We start from the raw sequence: 17,432 nt of genomic DNA on the forward strand, positions 1-17,432 counted from the left end.
GACATGAGCGCGTACGCCCAGTGCGATCCTGAAAAGGTTCGCGGACGATTTGACGCTCAGCGTTTACCGGCGACCGCCTGAAGCACCGAGTCACCGTCAAGGGTAAGGCGTGGACGTTGGCCTCCGGACGCGAGTTGTTCCAGAGCGACCAGCTGGCGTTCCAGCAGGGTGTCAAGCTCTTCGCGGTCCAGATCAATCTGCTCGGGCGCGGCCTTGACCAGCATCAGGGTAGCGAATTCGTGAGGGCTTAGCATTTACGTGTCTCCGTATTTTCTCTGGATTGGACGTTGACTGCGAGCATCTATTACCGATGACGCGCCAGCAAGTCTGAATTATTCCAGGTCTTTTTTTCCGACCTTGCGAATTCGAAGCCTTCAAGGCCGGAACCCAAATGTTAATTCGGAAATCGATGCGTCACGAATGAAAAGAAAGTATGGAGCCCTATCCTTGATAGAGCACCTGTTGGCCGCATTCGCATCGCGACGCGACCCGCATCCGATGCGCGGTTTGACGCACATTACCTTCGCGATAGTGTGGGTGCCAGGATCGTGCATTGCGAATAGTCAGACCATGATTCAGCCAGTGGAATGCGGTCACCCGTCGGTTCGTCGCGGCACAACGCCTCCACGTAATCTGAAATTTCAGGCCGGCAAGGTTCGATTTAAATGGTAATGCTTTTTGCAAATCTGTTCGTGTTGAAAGAGGCGTCTATGACGCAGGCAACTATTTAGTCGCGAGGAGAATCTGGCGGCAATATAATCTTGACGTGCAGCAGGGTACGGTTTTGCGAGCGTGCGTTTTGCGCGCCGCAGTGCCTGGAAGCGCACTGGCATCAGGCTCCCTGCCCAAACAGGACACAAGCTGAGAGACCTCCACCGATGGCCAATATATCTGAACGTTCAGGCGCAGTGACGAGCCTGACTGTGCAGGCTGCTGCCGGCCAGTTGAGGATTGTTCCGGTATGGCAGGCCATTGGCCCGTATGCCGCGTACGCGCGACGGGCCAGGGTTCATTGCAGCAGCAAGCACAACGTCGACGAAGTGACGGTTATTTTCGTGGCGGTTTCGACTTCGGATCTGAAAGAAGTCGCATGGCGGCTGAATGCGCAGTCCTGGGTCGTGGCAACCTTGCTTCACGTTTTCCCTGACGACTCTACCGTTGCCGGGTGAGGGCGCTCGTCTCCTGCCCAGGAACGCGACCACGTACTGAAGGTCGGCAGGCCGGATCCCCGGACCTGATCGGTGCACTGCGATCGTGCCTTTGATCTGAGTGACGCGGCGCACGTAAGACGTCAGCACCAGTTCGGCTGGTACGAGTGGACACCGGGTCTTTCGGGCCTTATACGGGCCCGGCCCAATGCCCGGATGCGGCGGACGCAGTAGCCAGCGTGCCAACGTGGAGGTCTCAGCGGCGCGCGAAATCTGCCGGCGTCAGCTCGAGGCGTGTCGCGGGACGTGCGAGCCACTTCCGTTCGGCCATCGCGCAGATGCGGCCGTAGCCATCGCGAAACGTCTTGAGGATGCGGGTGTCACTAGCGCGTGGCTCGAGCCAGAAATGCGCTTCCAGTGCCGCGATCGTGATCACGCATCCAATCGTGTTGTTCTGGCGCACGAGATAAAACTCAACGCCGAGGCGATTGGCGAGCACCTGCGGTTCAAGTTCGGCGGTTTCCATAGGCGGCAAGGATAGCGCTCTGGTTGAGGTCACAATGATTTTTGCACATGTTATGCGTCTCGGGTATCGGCGCAGTGAGTATGTTGTACCGTGGTGCTTGCCGCATCCGGCTGCGGACAAGGGAGCAAATGCCGTTTGCACCTGACTGCCGGTGCAGTTGGCGCCGACGCTACTCAAGCCTGGTTACGCGCCGAGGCGTTGGAAGGCGAGGTCATCTGCTGGAGCACGGCGGCGATGTGCGTATGAATATCAGGCAGCCGGCAACAAACTGACAAGCGACGAATGCGATTGATTTCGATTTCGTCATTCAGAGATCCTTTGTTTTCTTGTTATCGGTCGTCCATTGGATCGGTTGTCGGCGGCGTTTTGTAGATAAAGATATGCTTCCTGCTAAAGTTCCCTCGAATTATCGGAGGCATACGTAATGGAAGCAGACGATCTGCAGGCCGCGTACGATGCTTATGTCACGGCGAAGGGGAAATTCGACGACCAGTCGAATGCAATAACTCGGGGAGATTCAGGCGACTTCGAATTGCTTCTGCAGTTGCTCCACGTTCTCAACATTGCGCAGCATTGCTTCTCGGCTCTCGCCGCGCAGGTCACAGTGCAAAGCAGGAAGTCACAACATTTGCGCTGCAGATCATCTTCGCGTCGGGCAATGACCCTCCGGACGCCAAAGGATGTCGGGTTTGCTTTCGCCGCCGTGCGCAAGCCGAATTCGGCCGTACCATTGCGCGCTCTCATTGAAGCGTCAATCAAGCAGCAGACGGATGGCGAGTCGGCGTTGAGGGCCAGCGGTGCCTCGTGGAGGACAGAACTGCCAGGTCTGAATTAATTGGCAAGGAATGCGATGCAATAGAGACGCGAGTCGACTTCGCGAGAGAGCAAGCTCGCGATCGCACTGGATCGAGTCGAGCTATGATCGCTGTTATGTTTTATAGACGAAGGAGGAGAGTCTTGGCGACATTCAGGGAACTCAAAGCGCAAATGGCTGCGCTCGAGGCACAGGCGGCGGCAGCACGGGCGGCAGAGTTCGAGGAGGTGCTTGCGGACATCCGGGCCAAGGTCGCTGACTATGGATTTACTGAGCAGGATATCTTTGGACGCAGGCGGGGCGCGCGTGCAACGTCCTCTGTCGGTGTTGCGCCAGCGAAATATCGCGACCCCAGGAGCGGAGCAACGTGGTCAGGTAGGGGGCGCGCGCCTAACTGGATAAAAGATGCGAAAAACCGCGACAGGTATCTGATCCGCGACTGAACGTTCGCAGCGATACGGCGCCAGGCAGGCCGGCGTTTGGAGGTTGCGGGCTCACTGGAGGTGCCCTTCGCGCAGCAGGCTCCTTGCGGTAGTTGCCGCCGATCCAGCGTTTTCCCATTCAATCGCGCGAACGCTTCTTGTCTTCGGGAACAATCCGATGTGGCAACGAGGACGTCGCTCGGGTAAAGCTGCCGCCCGAATCATTGAGCGCAGGTCGCGCAAATTGGCGGATGAGACGATACCTCGTTACGCTGAACCGCCACGAACGCGAAACCTGCCTTGAGAAGACTATGTGCGAGCTTTGCAGGCTGGCATGCGTCGTAAGGCGGCCGCGCTTGTTTCGGGTGGAGATCGCCCCAACGCCTCCGCGCTTGACGACCCGTAGCAAGGTCAGTTGGGCGACGGTTTACGGCGAGCGTGATGTTTGCTAGTTTTCCGATCTGGAGCGCCTGATCCGGCGTTTCCAGCTCACCGGAGATGCTCGCGACCATTTCCACACCTCACGCCTGCCGACAATCCGAGAGGACCGGCAGGCGCTTTATTCAGCTGGCTGTCGGGTATGTCTGAATTCCGGTTGAGATATGGGCGAGCCAACGGACGCGTGTGGCCGCGCTATCTCCCACCAATAGTCGGGCGCGGCTGGGGCGCGTACGCAACGACGATTTACGCGGGTACGGACCAGCTCCCGCTCGCGTAGCAGGTTACGCACATGGATTTAGCCGCAGGCGTAACTGCGAGACTCGACGCGCGCTGGAACTCTGTACGTGCAATTCGGCTACCAGTTTTCGATCAATTCATCAGCGACGGGCAGTCAGAAGGCCGGCTGGGTCGACGTTGGGTTTCGCTACACTGTGGTGATGATCAAGGCTTCGACCGTGCTTCGTCGAAAATGATCCCTTCAGCGAGCCCGGTGATATCGGGAAGGCCGGCGCAAAGGTATTGGCCTGTCCGTCCGGGTCTGCTGCGAGCAAGTGCCAAGGCGAGCCCAGAACGGCGACGTTCGAGCTGCTTAATCCTGAGGAATCGGCTGTGTGGCTTACACGCATGACAATTGTGGCAACGCTTCCGGGCTCAGCGCTGCACGATTAACGTCACGCGCCGGTTCAACGCGCGGCTCGCGGGTTCGTTTCCCGCCACGAGCGGGAAATTGTCGGCGCGGCCGATGGCAGCGAGCCGGTGAGGCTCGATGCCGCGGGCACCGCGGCACCCGCGCGCGCCGAAGAAAGCTCCCAGTTCGACGCGTATTTCGCGTTGGAGATCGGTGTGCTGTCGGTGTGCCCCTCCACGAGGATATTGCCCGCGGGCGCCGCGCTCAGTACCTCCGCAATGCGGCCCAGCACGCCGAGCGATTCGGGCAGCAACGCGGCGTCCTGCGTTGAACAGGATCTTCGCGTTGATACCGATCTCCACGCCGCGCGCCGCGGGCACGATCGTGATCTCGCCGCGCTGGCGCAGCGTTTCGACCGAGGCGAGCAGCGCCTGATCGACGGCTGGCGTGTTCTCCACGTGTGCTGCAGCGCTTGCGGGTTGCGCCGCCGCTCTTATCTCGGATTCCTTATGCTTTGCGAGCTGCATCGCATAGAGCGCGAGGAACAGCATCATCAGCGTCGTGATCAGGTCCGCGTACGAAATGAGCCAACGGCCGGAACTCGATTCTCCGGCCTTCGTCATCGTCGTGATCGAATTGCGCCGTGAGCGGCAGATCTTTTTCGGAGTACATGGGCGGGTCAGTTCGCGCGCGTGGTGTCCAGCGCCCATACGTTCGCTTCGTTCTGCAAGCCGCCCGTCTTGCAGCGGCACCAAAGGGAGAATCAGTCTGATAACCGCCCCGTGAGCGGCCCACGCAATGCAGCTGAACTGGCCGGACATCTTGACGCGCAGCACGCACCGCTGCGCTCTGCATGATGAAAAGAGGCCGCCGATTCTGAGTGAATGCGGCGGCCTTAAGCTTTGTCTTCCAGCCTGGGAGGCGCTGGAGGTTGCGGGGTCTGGACGCAACCTTCGTGTAAGGTATCAGTAATATTTAGCGTTGTCCATATCCAGAGGACTATTCTCACCGTAACCACAACGCACGCCGCCGCGTGCCGCGAAGCCGAAACCCAGCTCATGGTCCCCTATGGGACTCGCGTAGGCGCCTCGCCTATCGTACGGCAGCGATTGGGCGATCGCGCCTTCACCTGCGAACCGCTAAAACGCCACCTTTGGTCTCGAAACCGGGCGCTACGGCTAGTCGCCGCCCAGGTGGTCACGCAGACGCAGACGTCCTTCCTCCACCCATCCTTCAAAATCCTCGCCGGTTTTGCTGTTCACGTACATCACCTGATACCACTTGTTATACGGCTTGTAGACCGTGACCGCGTCGCCGGGAACGAGGAACGTGCGTTTTGAAATACACTGAGTGGCTGGGGCCGAATAGAAATATGCCCGTCCCGAACCGGTGACCGTTGCGGAAAGCGGTGGCCTGAAATTGTCGTCGGGACCACCGGCATCCCTGGCAAGCCGGCGACATCCCTCCGCCCCTCCTGCGTCCGCGGAGGATGCCGCCAGGCTCGCGAATGCGGCAAAGATGATGATTGCTGCTCTCTGAAATGCTATCGGGCTGTAACACACACTCATTGGCATTCGTCCATTCGTTGAGTCTTCTCGCCAGGTAGATTGATTCGTCGGGTTAGCCGTCAATTGACCCGGTGCCGTCCGTAGACTGAGTCCTTGCGACATTGAATAACCCTGACGCATTGCGTCCCAGTTCCGAGCGTGTCGCGTCTCTCGGGCTCGTCGAGAGTGGACGGTTGACCGCCGCAGGCAATACATTGACAGGGCAACTGGTTGTCACATTCGCTCAAACATGAGTATGCAACTCTAACTTACAGCGTGACGCTATCTGCATGTGGCAACACGGACGCCAATTGATCCGCCGGCATCGGTTTCCCGAAAAGCCAGCCCTGAGCGTACTGGACACCGCTCGTCCTTAGATAGTCAGCTTGCGCGTGGGTCTCCACGCCTTCGGCGATCACGGTAAGGCCCAGGTCCTTCGCGATCTCGATAATGTACCTGACGACATGGCTTGTGACTGCGCCAGTTCCGATGGTCGATACGAAGGACTTGTCGATCTTCAGATAGTCCACGTCCAATGCGCCAAGATACGACAGGCTCGAATAGCCGGTGCCGAAGTCGTCTATCGCGATGCGGATCCCGCGCTCACGCAGTTGTTCGATGGTCTGCCGGGCTAGCTCGACGTTCAGAAAATCCCGCTCGGTTACCTCCACCACAAGCTTGTTCAACCCGGATTCCTGTTGCGTCCGGAGGAGCTTGCCAACAATCGTTGGATCGGTAAAATCCGCGGCCGAAAGATTGACGGAAATGTAGATGCCCGAGCGAAGTAGCTGCGTTTTACGGACGTCTGCCGCCAGGATGTCGAGCACCTTTGCCGTCAATCTGCCCATCAGGCGGTGTTGCTCGGCGACGGGAATAAACGTATCGGGGCCGATGATGTCTCCATTGTGATGGCGCCAGCGTAGCAAGGCTTCGGCACCGACCCATTTCCCGGTGGCCAGATCCACGATAGGCATATAGAAGAGAAACAGTTCATTGCCGCGCATCGCCCTGGCAAGCCGGGCCGGCATGCTGGTCTGTTGCCTGAGCAGCATCAAGGTGAGTAGGCTGAATGCGCAGCCGACAATCGCACCAACGGGGACCATCCAGAGTGCAGCGTCCAGCCAGGCACCCTGCAACGTCCGTGACGCAACCAGTGCGACTCCAGCGTAGTCGTGGGTGGTCGACCCCCTGATTGCGCCGACGTACTGGCTGTCGACCCATGTGAGTTCCTGCTGGCCGCGGGTGAACTGCGGCAGGCGATGCACATCGAACTGGCCACGCCCAAAGATCAGGGTCCTTTTCGATATGGCGACCAACCCGATCGCGACATCGGGGTAGTCCCGCCCGACATCCAGCACCAGATCAGGCAGTGCAAGACTCGCGTAGCCGCTGTCCACTTCCGTGATGATCAGGAACCTCCTGTTGTTGCCATCTGGTATCTCCACGGCCTTGCGAATCCAGGCGCCTCTGCTACTGAGGTAGTCAGGTGGACCGACCGGAATTCCATTGCCGAGGTTTCCGTACGACCAGCAGAGCAGGCGGTCATGACGGATATAGCCGACGGCCTGAAGATAGCTGGAGCCCATCGCCAGTTTCCGCATCAGCGCGATATTGGCCGGGGAGCAGGGGACGTCTGCAGCCCCGCTCTCCAGCACGGCCCTTGCGCGGGCGATCTGCTCGCTGATGGCCTGCGCCCTGCGAAGCACCTCCGATGCGATGATGTCTGCACGCTGTTCCTGTTCGCGCAACGCCTGGTGGTAGCTCAATCCGGCTGCCAGGGCAACCGGTACGACTCCTGCAACGATTACGGCAACGTAAATCAATACGTGGGCTGCAGCGCGTGAAATTGTCATGGTGATCGCTTGCGTGGGTCACTCGAAAGGAGGCATCTCACCGCGGGAGTAACCAGCATACTTCACGCTGCCTGATTTTCCGCAATCCCCGGAAGATTCACTGCGCGTCACGAGCGGGGTTTTCAGCTATCGCTTGTTAAACGGCCCTGGTGGCGGATATCTGGTGGCAACCGAAGGTTCGAACGTCCGCTGCGATCAACCCACGAAAGGTAGTTCATGCTCGGATCCTGATTCATGCGTTGAGCATAGACGGGTGAGCCTCGTTACGATGCGCGCGGCGGAGGACGACGCCGAATGAGGCACGCGTTCACTCCGAGAGCATTCATTCCCGACGGCGCCTACGTTACTGGCCAACGATTTCGCTTCGCATGCCGTCCATCACAAACGCCTCGCTGTCACTCAACGTTAGATACGGCATCTGATGTCGTTCGTAAAAATCGACTTCCCCGCCGACTGCAGCCGACTCAGGATGATCTGAATCGAAGTGTACGACGAGGGAAAATGGCAGGAGTCCAAGGCCCTCCCGTACCACTGCTGGATCGTATGCTGGCGGAACTTCAGCGGGATCGCTGACGCAATCAAGTGCGCGAAGCGTGCTCGAGGCGATGACCGCTGCTGCGCTAAACCCTGAATAGACGATCCTGTCACATTCCAGAAGATCGGCAATCACGACATCGAATCCGCTTTGCTTCATTGCCCTGCGGAGTATGAAGGCATTGCCGCCGTTGACCCATACGAGATCGAACTGCTGTAGCGCCTTTGCCATGCGATCCCGTTCTCCGAAGAACTGCCTGAGATCGAGTTCTTGCACCGGGAAGCCCAACGCCCGAAGCTTCGTTGCCTGACTCTCCAGCCACAGCGTCCTTGCTGCGTCACGATGATCAAGTGCATTGACGATGATTGCAGCTCGCATTTGACCGCCGACGAGGTGCACAAGCTGTTCGGGCATCGCGCCAACATCGAATGATGAAAGGTACACGCGCACAGCGATTTCTCCACATATCGGCAGACGCCGTTGCGATGCTCCGTGCCCAACATCGATTCGATGTTTGCATCAAACCTCGTCGCCACATTCCTTCGGTTTGCCTTCGCGGCAGTAGCACTGCGCTGCCGCTGGCATTTTTCGATGATTTATGGCGGTCAGAATGATTCCGGTCTGCAGGAGCCGTCATTCCCACGATGACTGATTGTGAGGCAGAGAACCTGAGGGGTCGTGGACCTCGAGGCTGTCGCTGGAATCGAGCTCGTCCACGTAGAGCGCGAGGTTAATTCCTGTGGGCGAAAGCCGGGAGCGAAAGAGAATGCCTTTCGCGCCGGCCGCAATGACTGCGTCCCCCAGTACCCAGCTCGGTGGCTCAGTTCGCTCGTTAAACCAGATCGTGCGCCAGTCGCAGTAGAAGTCCTCCCAGAGCGGGTCCCACGTCCCCGGCGCGTAACCCCGCGTGAAGTCGACAACCGGAATCGCGCAGACACGGTAACTGACAAGCGTTCCCGGTGGAAGGAGCGGGGACACCTGCTGGTATTCGCGTACGGCCGTTTCAACATCAAGCGACAGGTAGAGCGTGTTCACGCCTATGCGGTTGGCCCGTCCGCCATGCCGCCCGGCGCCGGCCCCACTGGTTGGTGCAACCGCCCACTTCGGAACGAGCATCCGGTAGGCCGTAATGCCACTGAGGTCGCTGAGGATCATCCGGCGGCGCCTGCCTCGAGCGACGCCACATAACGCAGCACGTCTTCCGTGCGACCTTCGGAAACGAGCTGCTCGGCGGTCTTGTAGCCGAATACGGAAAGGGGCTCGTTGCGATACCAGAAAAGCGCTTTCGAAACGTCGCCGGAGACATCGGTGGCCGCGCGAATGACGCGCAGGGCTTCCCGCAGGAAGCGCTGCACGCTTTCGGCGCCGGGCATGCGGCTGATCGTGTTGCGATGGACATGCGCCTGGCTGGCCAGTGTCTGCAGATCGATATGAAGGGCATCGACATAGCGACGTGCCGAAACGATGGGGGCCGCGCTGTCGGGGTCCCGCAGGGACATCATGAACTGCTCAAAGCTGGCGCCGGGGAGAGGTCGCTCGTTGGTGGCCGTGACCATGTTGATACCTTTTTGCACACAATATGCACATTTATAGCACATCTGACTGGAAGGGCAAGTGCGGGGAGCAATCATGCGTCCCTGATTAATGCCAAAGGCTCGCAGGTTGGCGGCAATCAAAGGGCCGGTCGTTGGATCCCGAGCCCGCAGCGAACGAGGGATGGTTCAGTCGGCTGCTGATTAAGGGAACGTTGCCGTCCGGAGAGAGTGAATGGATCGTATCGTCGACCCCACTCGGTCAATCGACCTCGCGGTTGGCCGACGTCCGCTTTCAAGGCGAAAGCGCCGATCGAGTGACAGTCCGCCCGTGGCTAGCACGCCTGCTGATGGCAGCACTCCTCGGAAGCGTGATCGGCTTTGAGCGCGAGCGATTGAACTGGGCAGCAGGTCTGCGCACACAGATGCTCGTCTGTGTCGGGGCCGCGTTGATGATGCTGGTTTCGGCGTTTGGATTTGCTGACGTGCTGGGCGAGAAGAACGTCGTGCTCGATCCGTCCCGGGTCGCCGCCCAGGTGGTTTCTGGTATTGGCTTTCCTGGCGCGGGGTCGATACTTTTGCGTGGCGAAGTGGTGCGCGGTCTGACGACAGCGGCGAGCCTCTGGTCGGTCGCGGGAATCGGGCTGGCAGTGGGAGGCGGCATGTACACGGCCGCGATTGGCGCCACGGCCATCATCATGATCATTCTGATCGGCGTGAAGCCGCTGGAACGGCGCTGTATTTCCGTGCGTCAGCAGCGCACCATACAACTGCTGGTTGAGCGCGGTACTGTCTCGCTGGATACTGTCCACCAGGCACTCGGCACGGGCAGTGTTCGCGTCAAGCAGTTCATCGTGCAGCAGTCGGAGGATGACGCCGATCTCGATGATGTGCAGATCGCACTGTCGCGGGTGACGGCGAGCGAATTCCCAGCAATCTGCGCGCGGCTCGAATCGATGTCGGGAGTGCGCGAGTGTCGTCGCGAGAAGTAAGTCGGGGAGACAGTCATGACGCGAAGCTACGATTATGAAGGCTTTACGCTTGAGATCTCTGTTGAGTCCGATATCAGCATCGGACCGAAGAAGCTCGAGCCGACCCGACCGGGCTATGTCGCCGTCGTCAGGATATATCAGGCAGCGGGCACGCTCGCCGTCTTTTCGCCGTTGCGCTTCGGAGAAGCGGGCGGCCGGCCCTTCGCAACGGAGGCCGACGCGCTCATGGGCGGATATAGCGCCGCGCGCAAGATCGTTGATGACCTCTTCAGCGATGACCGGCATTGAACACTGTGCGATCCGTCGTGCGGGTGGAACGTCGAAACCGGTGCGCTCACAACCTCGGGGTGCACCAAGCGATAGCGCTCGATGACCGCGCATCGATCCGACGTCGTGACCCGTCACCACGACCAGCCCGCTCCCACATATTGGGGAAAATCCTGAATATTTTGTAATAATGGCGCGGATTTAACAAAGTTAGAATGATGCCTCTAGATTGATCGGCGGGGCGTCGCGCAGCGCAGGTTCGCGGACGCCGGCATGCCGACGATCGGCCGCGGTGGCAGCGGCCACGCCTGTTGGTGAGCACCCGGAGCCAATTCGTGAGCAGTCCTGAGAAGCAATCATTTGCCACAACTGCAGCCTGTGCGGCTGCGTTCCCCATTCTGGCCGGCCATCTGGTTGCCGGTTTCAGTGAACTCGCGCGGTTGAACGTCTCGATGTACGGCGCGCTGCTCGCGGGCGCAGAGAACCATCGCGAAAGCACGCAACCGCCGAAGACGCTGGACCCCTTTGCCTGGAATCGGGCCGGCACATTGCCGCCGGTTGCTGCGCAGTTCGCCGCGCACACCAGCGCGGTGATGGACATGACGCTGCAGACGTCGGCCGCGCTGAACCGGCTTGCCCTTGATGGCTATGTCGAAACGGTCCGGCACGCGACAGCGGCTATCGCTGCGATCGCCAGGAGCCTGAGGATCACCGACGCCATGATGACGGCGGCCAGTCCGTCTTCCGATGATTCCGGTTGCTCCGTCGCCGCGATGGCTCCCGCTGCCCTGCAGGACACCACGTGCAAGGAAGCGGAGTCCGTCGCTGCCGCGGTGTCGACAGGCCGCAAGCGGCGAAGTCAGTCGCGCTGACGTAGCCCGTCATCTGCATAGCCGTTCCCGGCCGGATCGCTGCTGGATACGGTTTTATTTCTCAACGTCCCAACGCAAGGGAATGCCATGCTGAGCCCCCACGAACTCGCCACGTTGATGCTGGTGAAGTCTGCGCCTGAGCGCATGGAGGCGGACCGCCTGGAGATCGGCGCGCTTCGAGAACTCGAGTTGATTGAGATCGAACCGCCAGAAGCGGGCCTGCCGATTCCCCGCGTGACCCCGCGAGGCGACGCAGTCCTGCGCGCGATCGCCCGGGCGCGCTGAGCGCAAGCACATTGCCGATGGTCTGTCATCGGGGCGGACTATATTCACGATGCGTGCCGCCTGAAGCTCGAGGCGGCGATCCGGGTGTCACTGGAGAGGCTGACATGGACCAAACCTGGCTGGGTATGGCTGCCGGCACGATCGTGCTTGTTATCGCCGCGATTGGTGTGACTGCGCACTACCTCCGTGAGCGGCGTCGCGCAGATCTACTGCGCAATCTCGATCACCATGAGTGGTGGCAACGCAGCCGGCCACGTCGATAAGCGTCGTCAGAGTCTGCCAGGTTCCCCCTGCACTGCGGGTGAACCGATGTCGAAAGCAAGGTGGTGCAAACAAGAACGAACAGGCCGGACACCGGCAACGGGGAACTAATCGTGAGTGACGAATTTGCTGAACGAGATCTGGCGCATATCAGGAGCGTGCTCACCCATCTCGAGCACTCGGCCGACAGTGTTCGCGCCATCGAAACAGGGGCGATGGTCAACCTGAACTACTGGCGGGACAGAGTCCGTGCCATTCTGGCCGTGCCCTTGCTGCCCGTGCACATTGAGAAGCAGGCAAAGGATCTGCTCGCTCGCCTGGATCGAATTGAGAGGCCTGGCCCTTGCGCTGGGGCAGGAGGCGGCGCCGCATCGTCGTTCCCGGCGCATTGAGAGGACAATGGGCAGCCGCAATGACGGCAACGCCTCCGTACGCGATTGAGTCCGCTGTCCTCGTGGATGATTCGGCCTGAGCTGCAACCGCTTCCTGGTTGCAGCTGTGGTTCGCGCGCACGCATATTCGGTCCACGTCTAGTCCGCGCTGATCTGGGTGATGCGTCGTGCTCGCATTGGGTGATGACTTTGTGATCCACGCTGCGAGTGCCACTAGTCTGGCTTTACGAGCACCATCGCGGGAGCACACCTCACCGGCCCTGTGCGAACTGAGGGCGCATCTCCTTCACACGAAGTTGCTGCTACAGCGTGTCAGGGATTTCCGTCGCTTTCGTGACTGGACGATGTGATGCGTTCGCGGAACAGCTTGCACCTGATTAACCTGACTTTTGCCTGAGTGGCGAAGTCGCGTAACTCGTGGCGCATGTACCACGGCCACCATGCGAGGTGATAGAAAAGCAGGCAGCCACCACGCACCCCGTGGCGCCACCTGTGCGGCACGCCGTCAGTCGGGAAGTCCGCAAGCGTCCTGTAGCCGAGGCAGCAGACACCGAGCGTCATCCAGACAATGGCGATAACGAGTGTTGGCATGGATAGCGCGCAGGCGATGACGAAAATGCCTAGCGGCGCACAGATTTCGAACGACGAACGGGTTCTCATAGCCGTTTCTCCTCGTCAGAATAGTGGGCTCGATGCGTCAGCGTTTTGCTGGCGCTTGAAGCGCAGGTGTTACTCCGCCATGCCGGTGAAGGCCCGGTCATCGGCCTCCCTGCGCAACGTTTCGAATTGTCTAAAAAATATAGTACCTGCAGTGAAAACTGGAATCATGAAAGAACGAGCCACCGTCGTGTGCTGGCAACGCGAAAGAGTCCTTCTCGTCGAACGCGGGCGGGCAAGATGGTCGCTGCCAGGCGGCACGATCCAGAGGGGCGAGTCGCCGGCGGCTGCCGCCCGGCGGGAACTCAGCGAAGAGACAATGCTTGAGGGCTGCGATCTGGGTTACCTGTTCCAATTCGGAGGCCTGAACAAACGGCATCACGTTTTTTTCTCGCTGTTGCCCGATGGGGCGAGGCCTGTGCCGAGCAATGAAATCGTGAGATGTCGGTGGTTTCGCCCCGGAAAGGTGGCCACGCTCATCACCAGCGTGCCGACGCGCGAGATCATCAACCTGCTGTTCAGTCATGAGGCGACGGCGCCTGGCCTCGTCTCCGCTTAGTCAGCCTGGTGCACTAGCGTCGCGCTAGCCGTGGATCCGGGTCGTGGGCCGGGCTCGACATCCAGGCTGTTGTCGCAAGGCAGCGGGAGTCCCGGCCGCTCCGGCCGCGCGCCCATCAGGCTGGCTCGGAGCCGCGAGAGGCTCCTGATATTGCCCCTGAATGCGAGCCGTCCTGTCTCACAGAAAATCAATGCATGGCGCACGAACAACCAGAATCTCCCGACAACGATCCGATCTGGGCGGAAGCACGGGCGCTTGAGGCCAGTATCCGCGCGATCCGGCGGGCTCAGGGCAAGAGGAATCCTGAGGACTTCTCTGCTGGCACCGCGGAGTGCCTCGCGGTCATGGAGGAGTTCGCGCGCGATGTCAGCCGTGTGCTGGCGCTCGGCGACCTTGAAAAGGACGATGACAGCGATCTGCACGGGGCCGGAGCGGCCGGGTAGTACGTGCCGCGAGCCGCTCACATCCTCTGTACCCGCTTCACGGACATTTCGCACTACGCCTTGTCATCGAATATTGTCCTGGCGAAAATCCGCCCAGCGGGAAATTCTCCAATGGTATTCGGCGTGATCGCGCCATGTGCTGCCAACACTTCCTGCATCCCGGTGGAAACCAGCATCGACGCTGGCTCCAGGCAGCCAGATGTGCTGGCCCCAGACCGGCCTGATATTTCTCCTGGGCAACGGCGTCCGGATCGGTGGTCATCCGGGTCACAGCACATGCTAAGACGTATCCTGTTTGAACTGGCCGGCGTTTTCGCGCCGTCTGCACGAAAGGGTGAATGCCTTCCCGGGCAGGACCCGTACGTGAGCGTGCTGTCGGACACTGCCGACGAACGCGCCATTGTGACCAAACATGACCAGCCACACTCGCGTGACTCAGCCAGCATGCGTCTGGCGCGTTCATCCCGTCGCCGCTGGAGACTGCGCGAAGTGCGTCGCGCATCACGTCGAGGCTAAACGCGGCTGCCCGACGCGATCAGGGACGTCTATCCCCCAACCGCTAGTCATCGTCCCGGTCTGCTCACGCTGCGTAACAAACGGCGCGTGGTGACAGATGCTATTCCGGAGATGAACCCGGCCGGTGCGGCAGGACGGCGGGGCAGTGTCTTGAGGGAAGTGGATTGCCTTGCACCTGCCGGGGCACGATTTCCTGAGCCCCCGAAGCTCACCAGCAGGTCTTGACGGCCTGCATTCAGATCACGACGTCGACGAGTAACTTCACAAGAAAGCAGAGCAGCGCCGCAAGCAGCAGGAAGCCCAGTATCAGCCAGCGGTTCGGGGTCATGGTTCAGAAGTAATCTGTTCTGCGCGACGACCTTGCGGTCGCCCGTGAGTCGATTGTCCGTTTTATCGCAAATCGGGTTGTTGAGCAGCGCCACCGTCGGCTTGCATCGTGCGGTGCTCACAGCGGACCGAGCATCGTCCCGCGGCAATGTTTCGCTCCGCAGCGACAGGCGTACTCGCTGAGCGATTTGCTACGCTCTTTCGGAGGGATCTCGAGCGCATAGTCGATAAAGAGCTCCTCTCCCGGTTCGATTTCCCGGAGCGTCTCAATGTAGACGCGGCCGGCTTCCTCAACGGCTTCGCAGTTCGCCGTGCAGGCGTGATTGAGCCACCGCGCGCCGTTTCCACCCCGTCCGCCGTCAATCACGCGCCCGTCGGACAAGCCAAACAGAAACGTATGTCCCGTGTCCGCACGCCGTGCACAGTGACGTGCGGCCTCGCGCCAGGTGGTCAGGAGGCCCTTGTACTCAAAGATGCGTTCACCTGCACAAAGCGTCAATAGTGCGAAGACGCCCTTTCCGTGGATGGGTGATCGCCGAACCGAGACACGTTTCATGCTGGCAGGATGCGGGGGAGATTTGGCACGGAGTATAGCCGGGGGAAATGTCACTATCGCATTGAGGCACGTCGTCGTGCACCCTGCGTTCGCATCCGGCGACCCTTCATGCATCCAGAGCTGCACGGTGGTGGAACGCAGAGGCCGCATCCTCATACGGATCTCACGGGCAATCTGGGCGCGAATTATCTGCTGCTGCGGGGAGCATTCCTGTTGGGCAACGAATTTCGTTGCCTTGCGACGGATTCCCGAATGTGCGAGCACAGGAAAACACGCGCGTCCCCGACAGCGGCGTCGGGCCACAGGTCGCACCATGCAGATCCGCGTACGTGAGCGTCGCCCGGGTTACCCTATTGCTCAGTCGTGGAGGCAGCCTGGGCATCAGCCCTGTGGCTGCATATGATCAACGCGGGTTGTCACGTGGCGGCCCGCGCGCGGGCAGCGACACCATCTGTGCAAGCAGTGGGCTGGCGCGCGGCCAGCAGCATGTGCCGTTCGAGGTGTTCGCTGGCGCGGGCGACGATCTCGACGCGCGTTGTGGTGAGTTGGCGATCGTACTCGTTGACCACGGTCGTAATTTCGCTGATCAACGAAGCAGGCACTCTCCATTCTCCGGTGCTGTCTGCCTCGAAGAGTACCTCGCCGAGATTTTGCCCAACGCGGTCAATGTCGTGGATATCGAGCCCGCCGAATCCGGCGCGGGTGATGTAGCTCGTAATGAAGACGATCTGGGACATGTGATTAATCAGCGACCGGTCGGCCTCGCCGTTGCGCAGTCGTTCGAGCGCGATCCGCGTGCGCAGCGCAAGATTGGATGCCTCACTTCGGGACATGGGAAGGAGCAGCGCTTTCGAAAGAGCCCGTGAAGAGGGCTGGCGAAGGGATCGAGGCTTGTTGTTGCCGGGCATGTCCAATTCTCTGACGCGTGAAGTTTGAACCCGCTACATCCGTTGCGTTCTCTTCGGGCAGTATGAAGGTCGCTCGAAAGGACGACCGGGCTCAGTATTCCGGTGGATTGTCGGCAGCAGGAGCTTAAGGGATGCTTAAGCGCGCGTTAAGCGATGCGCGTCGACAATGAGGGGGTTTCAGGAGAGGTCGCACCATGCGCCTGCTGCTGGTGGAAGATGACGGGATGCTCGCCGAGCCCGTGCTAGAGGCGATGCGGTGCACGGGCCATGCGATCGACTGGGTACGCGATCGGCACGAGGCGGAATTGTCGCTTCGCGACGGAATGTACGACCTGATCATGCTGGACCTTGATCTGCGGGAGCACGGCGGTCTCGAGCTACTGAGTCACTATCGAAGGAGTGGCGGTCGCGCCCTGGTGATCATCTTGACGGCGTGGGACGCGGTGGATAGCCGTATTGGCGCACTCGACGCCGGCGTGGACGACTACCTGATCAAGCCGTTCGACCTCGATGAACTCGTCGCGCGCGTACGCGTGCTGATGCGTCGTCGAACAGGCCAGGCAACGGGAGCTTACGCACACGATGGTCTTGTGCTGAACCACGTTTCCCATGAGGCGTCCCTGCATGGCGTGCCGCTTGACCTGGTGCCGCGCGAGTTCAGCCTGCTAAGGGCGCTCATCGAAGAGCCGGAACGGGTCGTCACGCATCATGAGCTTCAAGGGAAGGTGTACGGGCCAAACGACGAAATCGACAGCAATGCGCTTGAAGTCCATGTGCATCGCCTGCGGCAGAAGATCGGCGCAGAGCGGATCGTGACGGTGCGCGGCGTCGGTTATCGCCTGAGGAAACTCACGTGACAGCGGGATAGAACGCATCAGTGCCGGTGAAGACGCCGGAGCATTGAACGTCAGCACAGCACGACGAGCGCCGCGGACTACCGCCGCGTATCGG

General features: G+C 60.3%; 23 protein-coding genes and 1 pseudogene. 12 read left to right on the forward strand and 12 right to left on the reverse strand.

Going from position 1 to position 17,432, the window contains the following annotated elements; translation table 11 throughout:
* Positions 1-56: 56 nt before the first annotated feature.
* Positions 57-254: a hypothetical protein gene (locus tag VSR72_RS21110; protein ID WP_342954278.1), complete on the reverse strand. Its 198-nt coding sequence runs from the start codon at positions 252-254 to the stop codon at positions 57-59.
* 624 nt (positions 255-878) lie between these two features.
* Here VSR72_RS21110 and VSR72_RS21115 point away from each other — a divergent pair.
* Positions 879-1,169 carry a hypothetical protein gene (locus VSR72_RS21115; protein WP_342954279.1) on the forward strand — a complete coding sequence of 97 codons (291 nt, stop codon included), beginning with the start codon at positions 879-881 and terminating at the stop codon, positions 1,167-1,169.
* 235 nt (positions 1,170-1,404) lie between these two features.
* Here the strand turns inward: VSR72_RS21115 and VSR72_RS21120 are convergent, their stop codons facing one another.
* The gene (locus VSR72_RS21120; RefSeq protein WP_342954280.1) at positions 1,405-1,674 is read right to left on the reverse strand and encodes a DUF1488 family protein; all 270 of its coding nucleotides are present in this window, start codon (positions 1,672-1,674) and stop codon (positions 1,405-1,407) included.
* A gap of 424 nt (positions 1,675-2,098) precedes the next feature.
* Between VSR72_RS21120 and VSR72_RS21125 the strand changes: the two genes are divergently transcribed.
* Together VSR72_RS21125 and VSR72_RS21130 are read left to right on the forward strand one after the other, a co-directional pair.
* Positions 2,099-2,509, forward strand: coding sequence for a hypothetical protein (locus tag VSR72_RS21125; RefSeq protein ID WP_342954281.1), 411 nt, complete (start codon positions 2,099-2,101; stop codon positions 2,507-2,509).
* 122 nt (positions 2,510-2,631) lie between these two features.
* Positions 2,632-2,931, forward strand: coding sequence for an H-NS histone family protein (locus VSR72_RS21130; protein WP_342954282.1), 300 nt, complete (start codon positions 2,632-2,634; stop codon positions 2,929-2,931).
* 1,071 nt (positions 2,932-4,002) lie between these two features.
* Here VSR72_RS21130 and VSR72_RS21135 read toward each other — a convergent pair.
* The 6 genes and pseudogenes from VSR72_RS21135 to VSR72_RS21160 all read right to left on the reverse strand — a co-directional run bounded on the left by VSR72_RS21135 (position 4,003) and on the right by VSR72_RS21160 (position 9,470).
* Positions 4,003-4,651 (reverse strand): annotated as a pseudogene (locus VSR72_RS21135) (flagellar motor protein MotB).
* Positions 4,652-5,157: 506 nt separating this feature from the next.
* Positions 5,158-5,553 (reverse strand): hypothetical protein, encoded by a 396-nt coding sequence (locus VSR72_RS21140; RefSeq protein WP_342954283.1) that lies wholly within the window; start codon positions 5,551-5,553, stop codon positions 5,158-5,160.
* A gap of 242 nt (positions 5,554-5,795) precedes the next feature.
* Complete coding sequence (locus tag VSR72_RS21145; protein WP_342954284.1) at positions 5,796-7,379, reverse strand: EAL domain-containing protein; 1,584 nt, start codon at positions 7,377-7,379, stop codon at positions 5,796-5,798.
* A gap of 343 nt (positions 7,380-7,722) precedes the next feature.
* Entirely contained in the window at positions 7,723-8,364 is a 642-nt protein-coding gene (locus VSR72_RS21150) for a Type 1 glutamine amidotransferase-like domain-containing protein (protein WP_342954285.1), read from the reverse strand.
* A 183-nt stretch (positions 8,365-8,547) separates the two neighbouring features.
* Entirely contained in the window at positions 8,548-9,069 is a 522-nt protein-coding gene (locus VSR72_RS21155; protein ID WP_342954286.1) for an RES family NAD+ phosphorylase, read from the reverse strand.
* Entirely contained in the window at positions 9,066-9,470 is a 405-nt protein-coding gene (locus VSR72_RS21160) for a DUF2384 domain-containing protein (RefSeq protein ID WP_342954287.1), read from the reverse strand. The genes VSR72_RS21155 and VSR72_RS21160 overlap by 4 nt, the downstream gene beginning before the upstream one ends.
* 326 nt (positions 9,471-9,796) lie before the next feature.
* Between VSR72_RS21160 and VSR72_RS21165 the strand changes: the two genes are divergently transcribed.
* The 6 genes from VSR72_RS21165 (at position 9,797) to VSR72_RS21190 (ending at position 12,515) form a co-directional block, all read left to right on the forward strand.
* Positions 9,797-10,438 (forward strand): MgtC/SapB family protein, encoded by a 642-nt coding sequence (locus tag VSR72_RS21165; protein WP_342954288.1) that lies wholly within the window; start codon positions 9,797-9,799, stop codon positions 10,436-10,438.
* Between the two features lie 15 nt (positions 10,439-10,453).
* The gene (locus tag VSR72_RS21170) at positions 10,454-10,726 is read left to right on the forward strand and encodes a hypothetical protein (RefSeq protein ID WP_342954289.1); all 273 of its coding nucleotides are present in this window, start codon (positions 10,454-10,456) and stop codon (positions 10,724-10,726) included.
* Positions 10,727-11,040: 314 nt separating this feature from the next.
* The gene (locus VSR72_RS21175) at positions 11,041-11,577 is read left to right on the forward strand and encodes a hypothetical protein (RefSeq protein ID WP_342954290.1); all 537 of its coding nucleotides are present in this window, start codon (positions 11,041-11,043) and stop codon (positions 11,575-11,577) included.
* Positions 11,578-11,664: 87 nt separating this feature from the next.
* Positions 11,665-11,862 carry a hypothetical protein gene (locus VSR72_RS21180; RefSeq protein WP_342954291.1) on the forward strand — a complete coding sequence of 66 codons (198 nt, stop codon included), beginning with the start codon at positions 11,665-11,667 and terminating at the stop codon, positions 11,860-11,862.
* A gap of 104 nt (positions 11,863-11,966) precedes the next feature.
* Complete coding sequence (locus tag VSR72_RS21185) at positions 11,967-12,125, forward strand: hypothetical protein (protein ID WP_342954292.1); 159 nt, start codon at positions 11,967-11,969, stop codon at positions 12,123-12,125.
* Positions 12,126-12,236: 111 nt separating this feature from the next.
* Entirely contained in the window at positions 12,237-12,515 is a 279-nt protein-coding gene (locus VSR72_RS21190; RefSeq protein ID WP_342954293.1) for a hypothetical protein, read from the forward strand.
* Positions 12,516-12,827: 312 nt separating this feature from the next.
* Here VSR72_RS21190 and VSR72_RS21195 read toward each other — a convergent pair whose 3' ends face one another.
* On the reverse strand, positions 12,828-13,175 hold the full coding sequence (locus VSR72_RS21195) for a hypothetical protein (protein ID WP_342954294.1): 348 nt from the start codon (positions 13,173-13,175) through the stop codon (positions 12,828-12,830).
* 166 nt (positions 13,176-13,341) lie between these two features.
* On the opposite strand from VSR72_RS21195, the gene VSR72_RS21200 reads away from it, so the two are divergent.
* On the forward strand, positions 13,342-13,731 hold the full coding sequence (locus VSR72_RS21200; RefSeq protein ID WP_342954295.1) for an NUDIX domain-containing protein: 390 nt from the start codon (positions 13,342-13,344) through the stop codon (positions 13,729-13,731).
* A gap of 194 nt (positions 13,732-13,925) precedes the next feature.
* Entirely contained in the window at positions 13,926-14,174 is a 249-nt protein-coding gene (locus VSR72_RS21205) for a hypothetical protein (RefSeq protein ID WP_342954296.1), read from the forward strand.
* A 53-nt stretch (positions 14,175-14,227) separates the two neighbouring features.
* Here the strand turns inward: VSR72_RS21205 and VSR72_RS21210 are convergent, their stop codons facing one another.
* The 3 genes from VSR72_RS21210 to VSR72_RS21220 all read right to left on the reverse strand — a co-directional run bounded on the left by VSR72_RS21210 (position 14,228) and on the right by VSR72_RS21220 (position 16,481).
* Entirely contained in the window at positions 14,228-14,350 is a 123-nt protein-coding gene (locus VSR72_RS21210; RefSeq protein ID WP_342954297.1) for a hypothetical protein, read from the reverse strand.
* A 785-nt stretch (positions 14,351-15,135) separates the two neighbouring features.
* A complete protein-coding gene (locus tag VSR72_RS21215; protein ID WP_342954298.1) occupies positions 15,136-15,573 on the reverse strand; it encodes an SET domain-containing protein-lysine N-methyltransferase in 438 nt (145 codons plus the stop codon).
* A gap of 416 nt (positions 15,574-15,989) precedes the next feature.
* Positions 15,990-16,481, reverse strand: a complete 492-nt coding sequence (locus tag VSR72_RS21220) for a hypothetical protein (protein WP_342954299.1) — start codon at positions 16,479-16,481, stop codon at positions 15,990-15,992.
* 194 nt (positions 16,482-16,675) lie between these two features.
* Between VSR72_RS21220 and VSR72_RS21225 the strand changes: the two genes are divergently transcribed.
* Positions 16,676-17,338 (forward strand): winged helix-turn-helix domain-containing protein, encoded by a 663-nt coding sequence (locus tag VSR72_RS21225; RefSeq protein ID WP_342954300.1) that lies wholly within the window; start codon positions 16,676-16,678, stop codon positions 17,336-17,338.
* Positions 17,339-17,432: the final 94 nt, after the last annotated feature.

The organism is Paraburkholderia sp. JHI869 (genome assembly GCF_038900775.1).
Classification (GTDB): Bacteria; Pseudomonadota; Gammaproteobacteria; order Burkholderiales; family Burkholderiaceae; genus Paraburkholderia.

Coding starts and splice junctions, on each gene's coding strand:
- VSR72_RS21110 (WP_342954278.1), bottom strand. CDS start 254: ATGCTAAGCCCTCACGAATTCGCTACCCTGATGCTGGTCAAGGCCGCG.
- VSR72_RS21115 (WP_342954279.1), top strand. CDS start 879: ATGGCCAATATATCTGAACGTTCAGGCGCAGTGACGAGCCTGACTGTG.
- VSR72_RS21120 (WP_342954280.1), bottom strand. CDS start 1,674: ATGGAAACCGCCGAACTTGAACCGCAGGTGCTCGCCAATCGCCTCGGC.
- VSR72_RS21125 (WP_342954281.1), top strand. CDS start 2,099: ATGGAAGCAGACGATCTGCAGGCCGCGTACGATGCTTATGTCACGGCG.
- VSR72_RS21140 (WP_342954283.1), bottom strand. CDS start 5,553: ATGCCAATGAGTGTGTGTTACAGCCCGATAGCATTTCAGAGAGCAGCA.
- VSR72_RS21145 (WP_342954284.1), bottom strand. CDS start 7,379: ATGACAATTTCACGCGCTGCAGCCCACGTATTGATTTACGTTGCCGTA.
- VSR72_RS21155 (WP_342954286.1), bottom strand. CDS start 9,069: ATGATCCTCAGCGACCTCAGTGGCATTACGGCCTACCGGATGCTCGTT.
- VSR72_RS21160 (WP_342954287.1), bottom strand. CDS start 9,470: ATGGTCACGGCCACCAACGAGCGACCTCTCCCCGGCGCCAGCTTTGAG.
- VSR72_RS21165 (WP_342954288.1), top strand. CDS start 9,797: ATGGCAGCACTCCTCGGAAGCGTGATCGGCTTTGAGCGCGAGCGATTG.
- VSR72_RS21170 (WP_342954289.1), top strand. CDS start 10,454: ATGACGCGAAGCTACGATTATGAAGGCTTTACGCTTGAGATCTCTGTT.
- VSR72_RS21180 (WP_342954291.1), top strand. CDS start 11,665: ATGCTGAGCCCCCACGAACTCGCCACGTTGATGCTGGTGAAGTCTGCG.
- VSR72_RS21185 (WP_342954292.1), top strand. CDS start 11,967: ATGGACCAAACCTGGCTGGGTATGGCTGCCGGCACGATCGTGCTTGTT.
- VSR72_RS21195 (WP_342954294.1), bottom strand. CDS start 13,175: ATGAGAACCCGTTCGTCGTTCGAAATCTGTGCGCCGCTAGGCATTTTC.
- VSR72_RS21200 (WP_342954295.1), top strand. CDS start 13,342: ATGAAAGAACGAGCCACCGTCGTGTGCTGGCAACGCGAAAGAGTCCTT.
- VSR72_RS21205 (WP_342954296.1), top strand. CDS start 13,926: ATGGCGCACGAACAACCAGAATCTCCCGACAACGATCCGATCTGGGCG.
- VSR72_RS21210 (WP_342954297.1), bottom strand. CDS start 14,350: ATGCTGGTTTCCACCGGGATGCAGGAAGTGTTGGCAGCACATGGCGCG.
- VSR72_RS21215 (WP_342954298.1), bottom strand. CDS start 15,573: ATGAAACGTGTCTCGGTTCGGCGATCACCCATCCACGGAAAGGGCGTC.
- VSR72_RS21220 (WP_342954299.1), bottom strand. CDS start 16,481: ATGCCCGGCAACAACAAGCCTCGATCCCTTCGCCAGCCCTCTTCACGG.
- VSR72_RS21225 (WP_342954300.1), top strand. CDS start 16,676: ATGCGCCTGCTGCTGGTGGAAGATGACGGGATGCTCGCCGAGCCCGTG.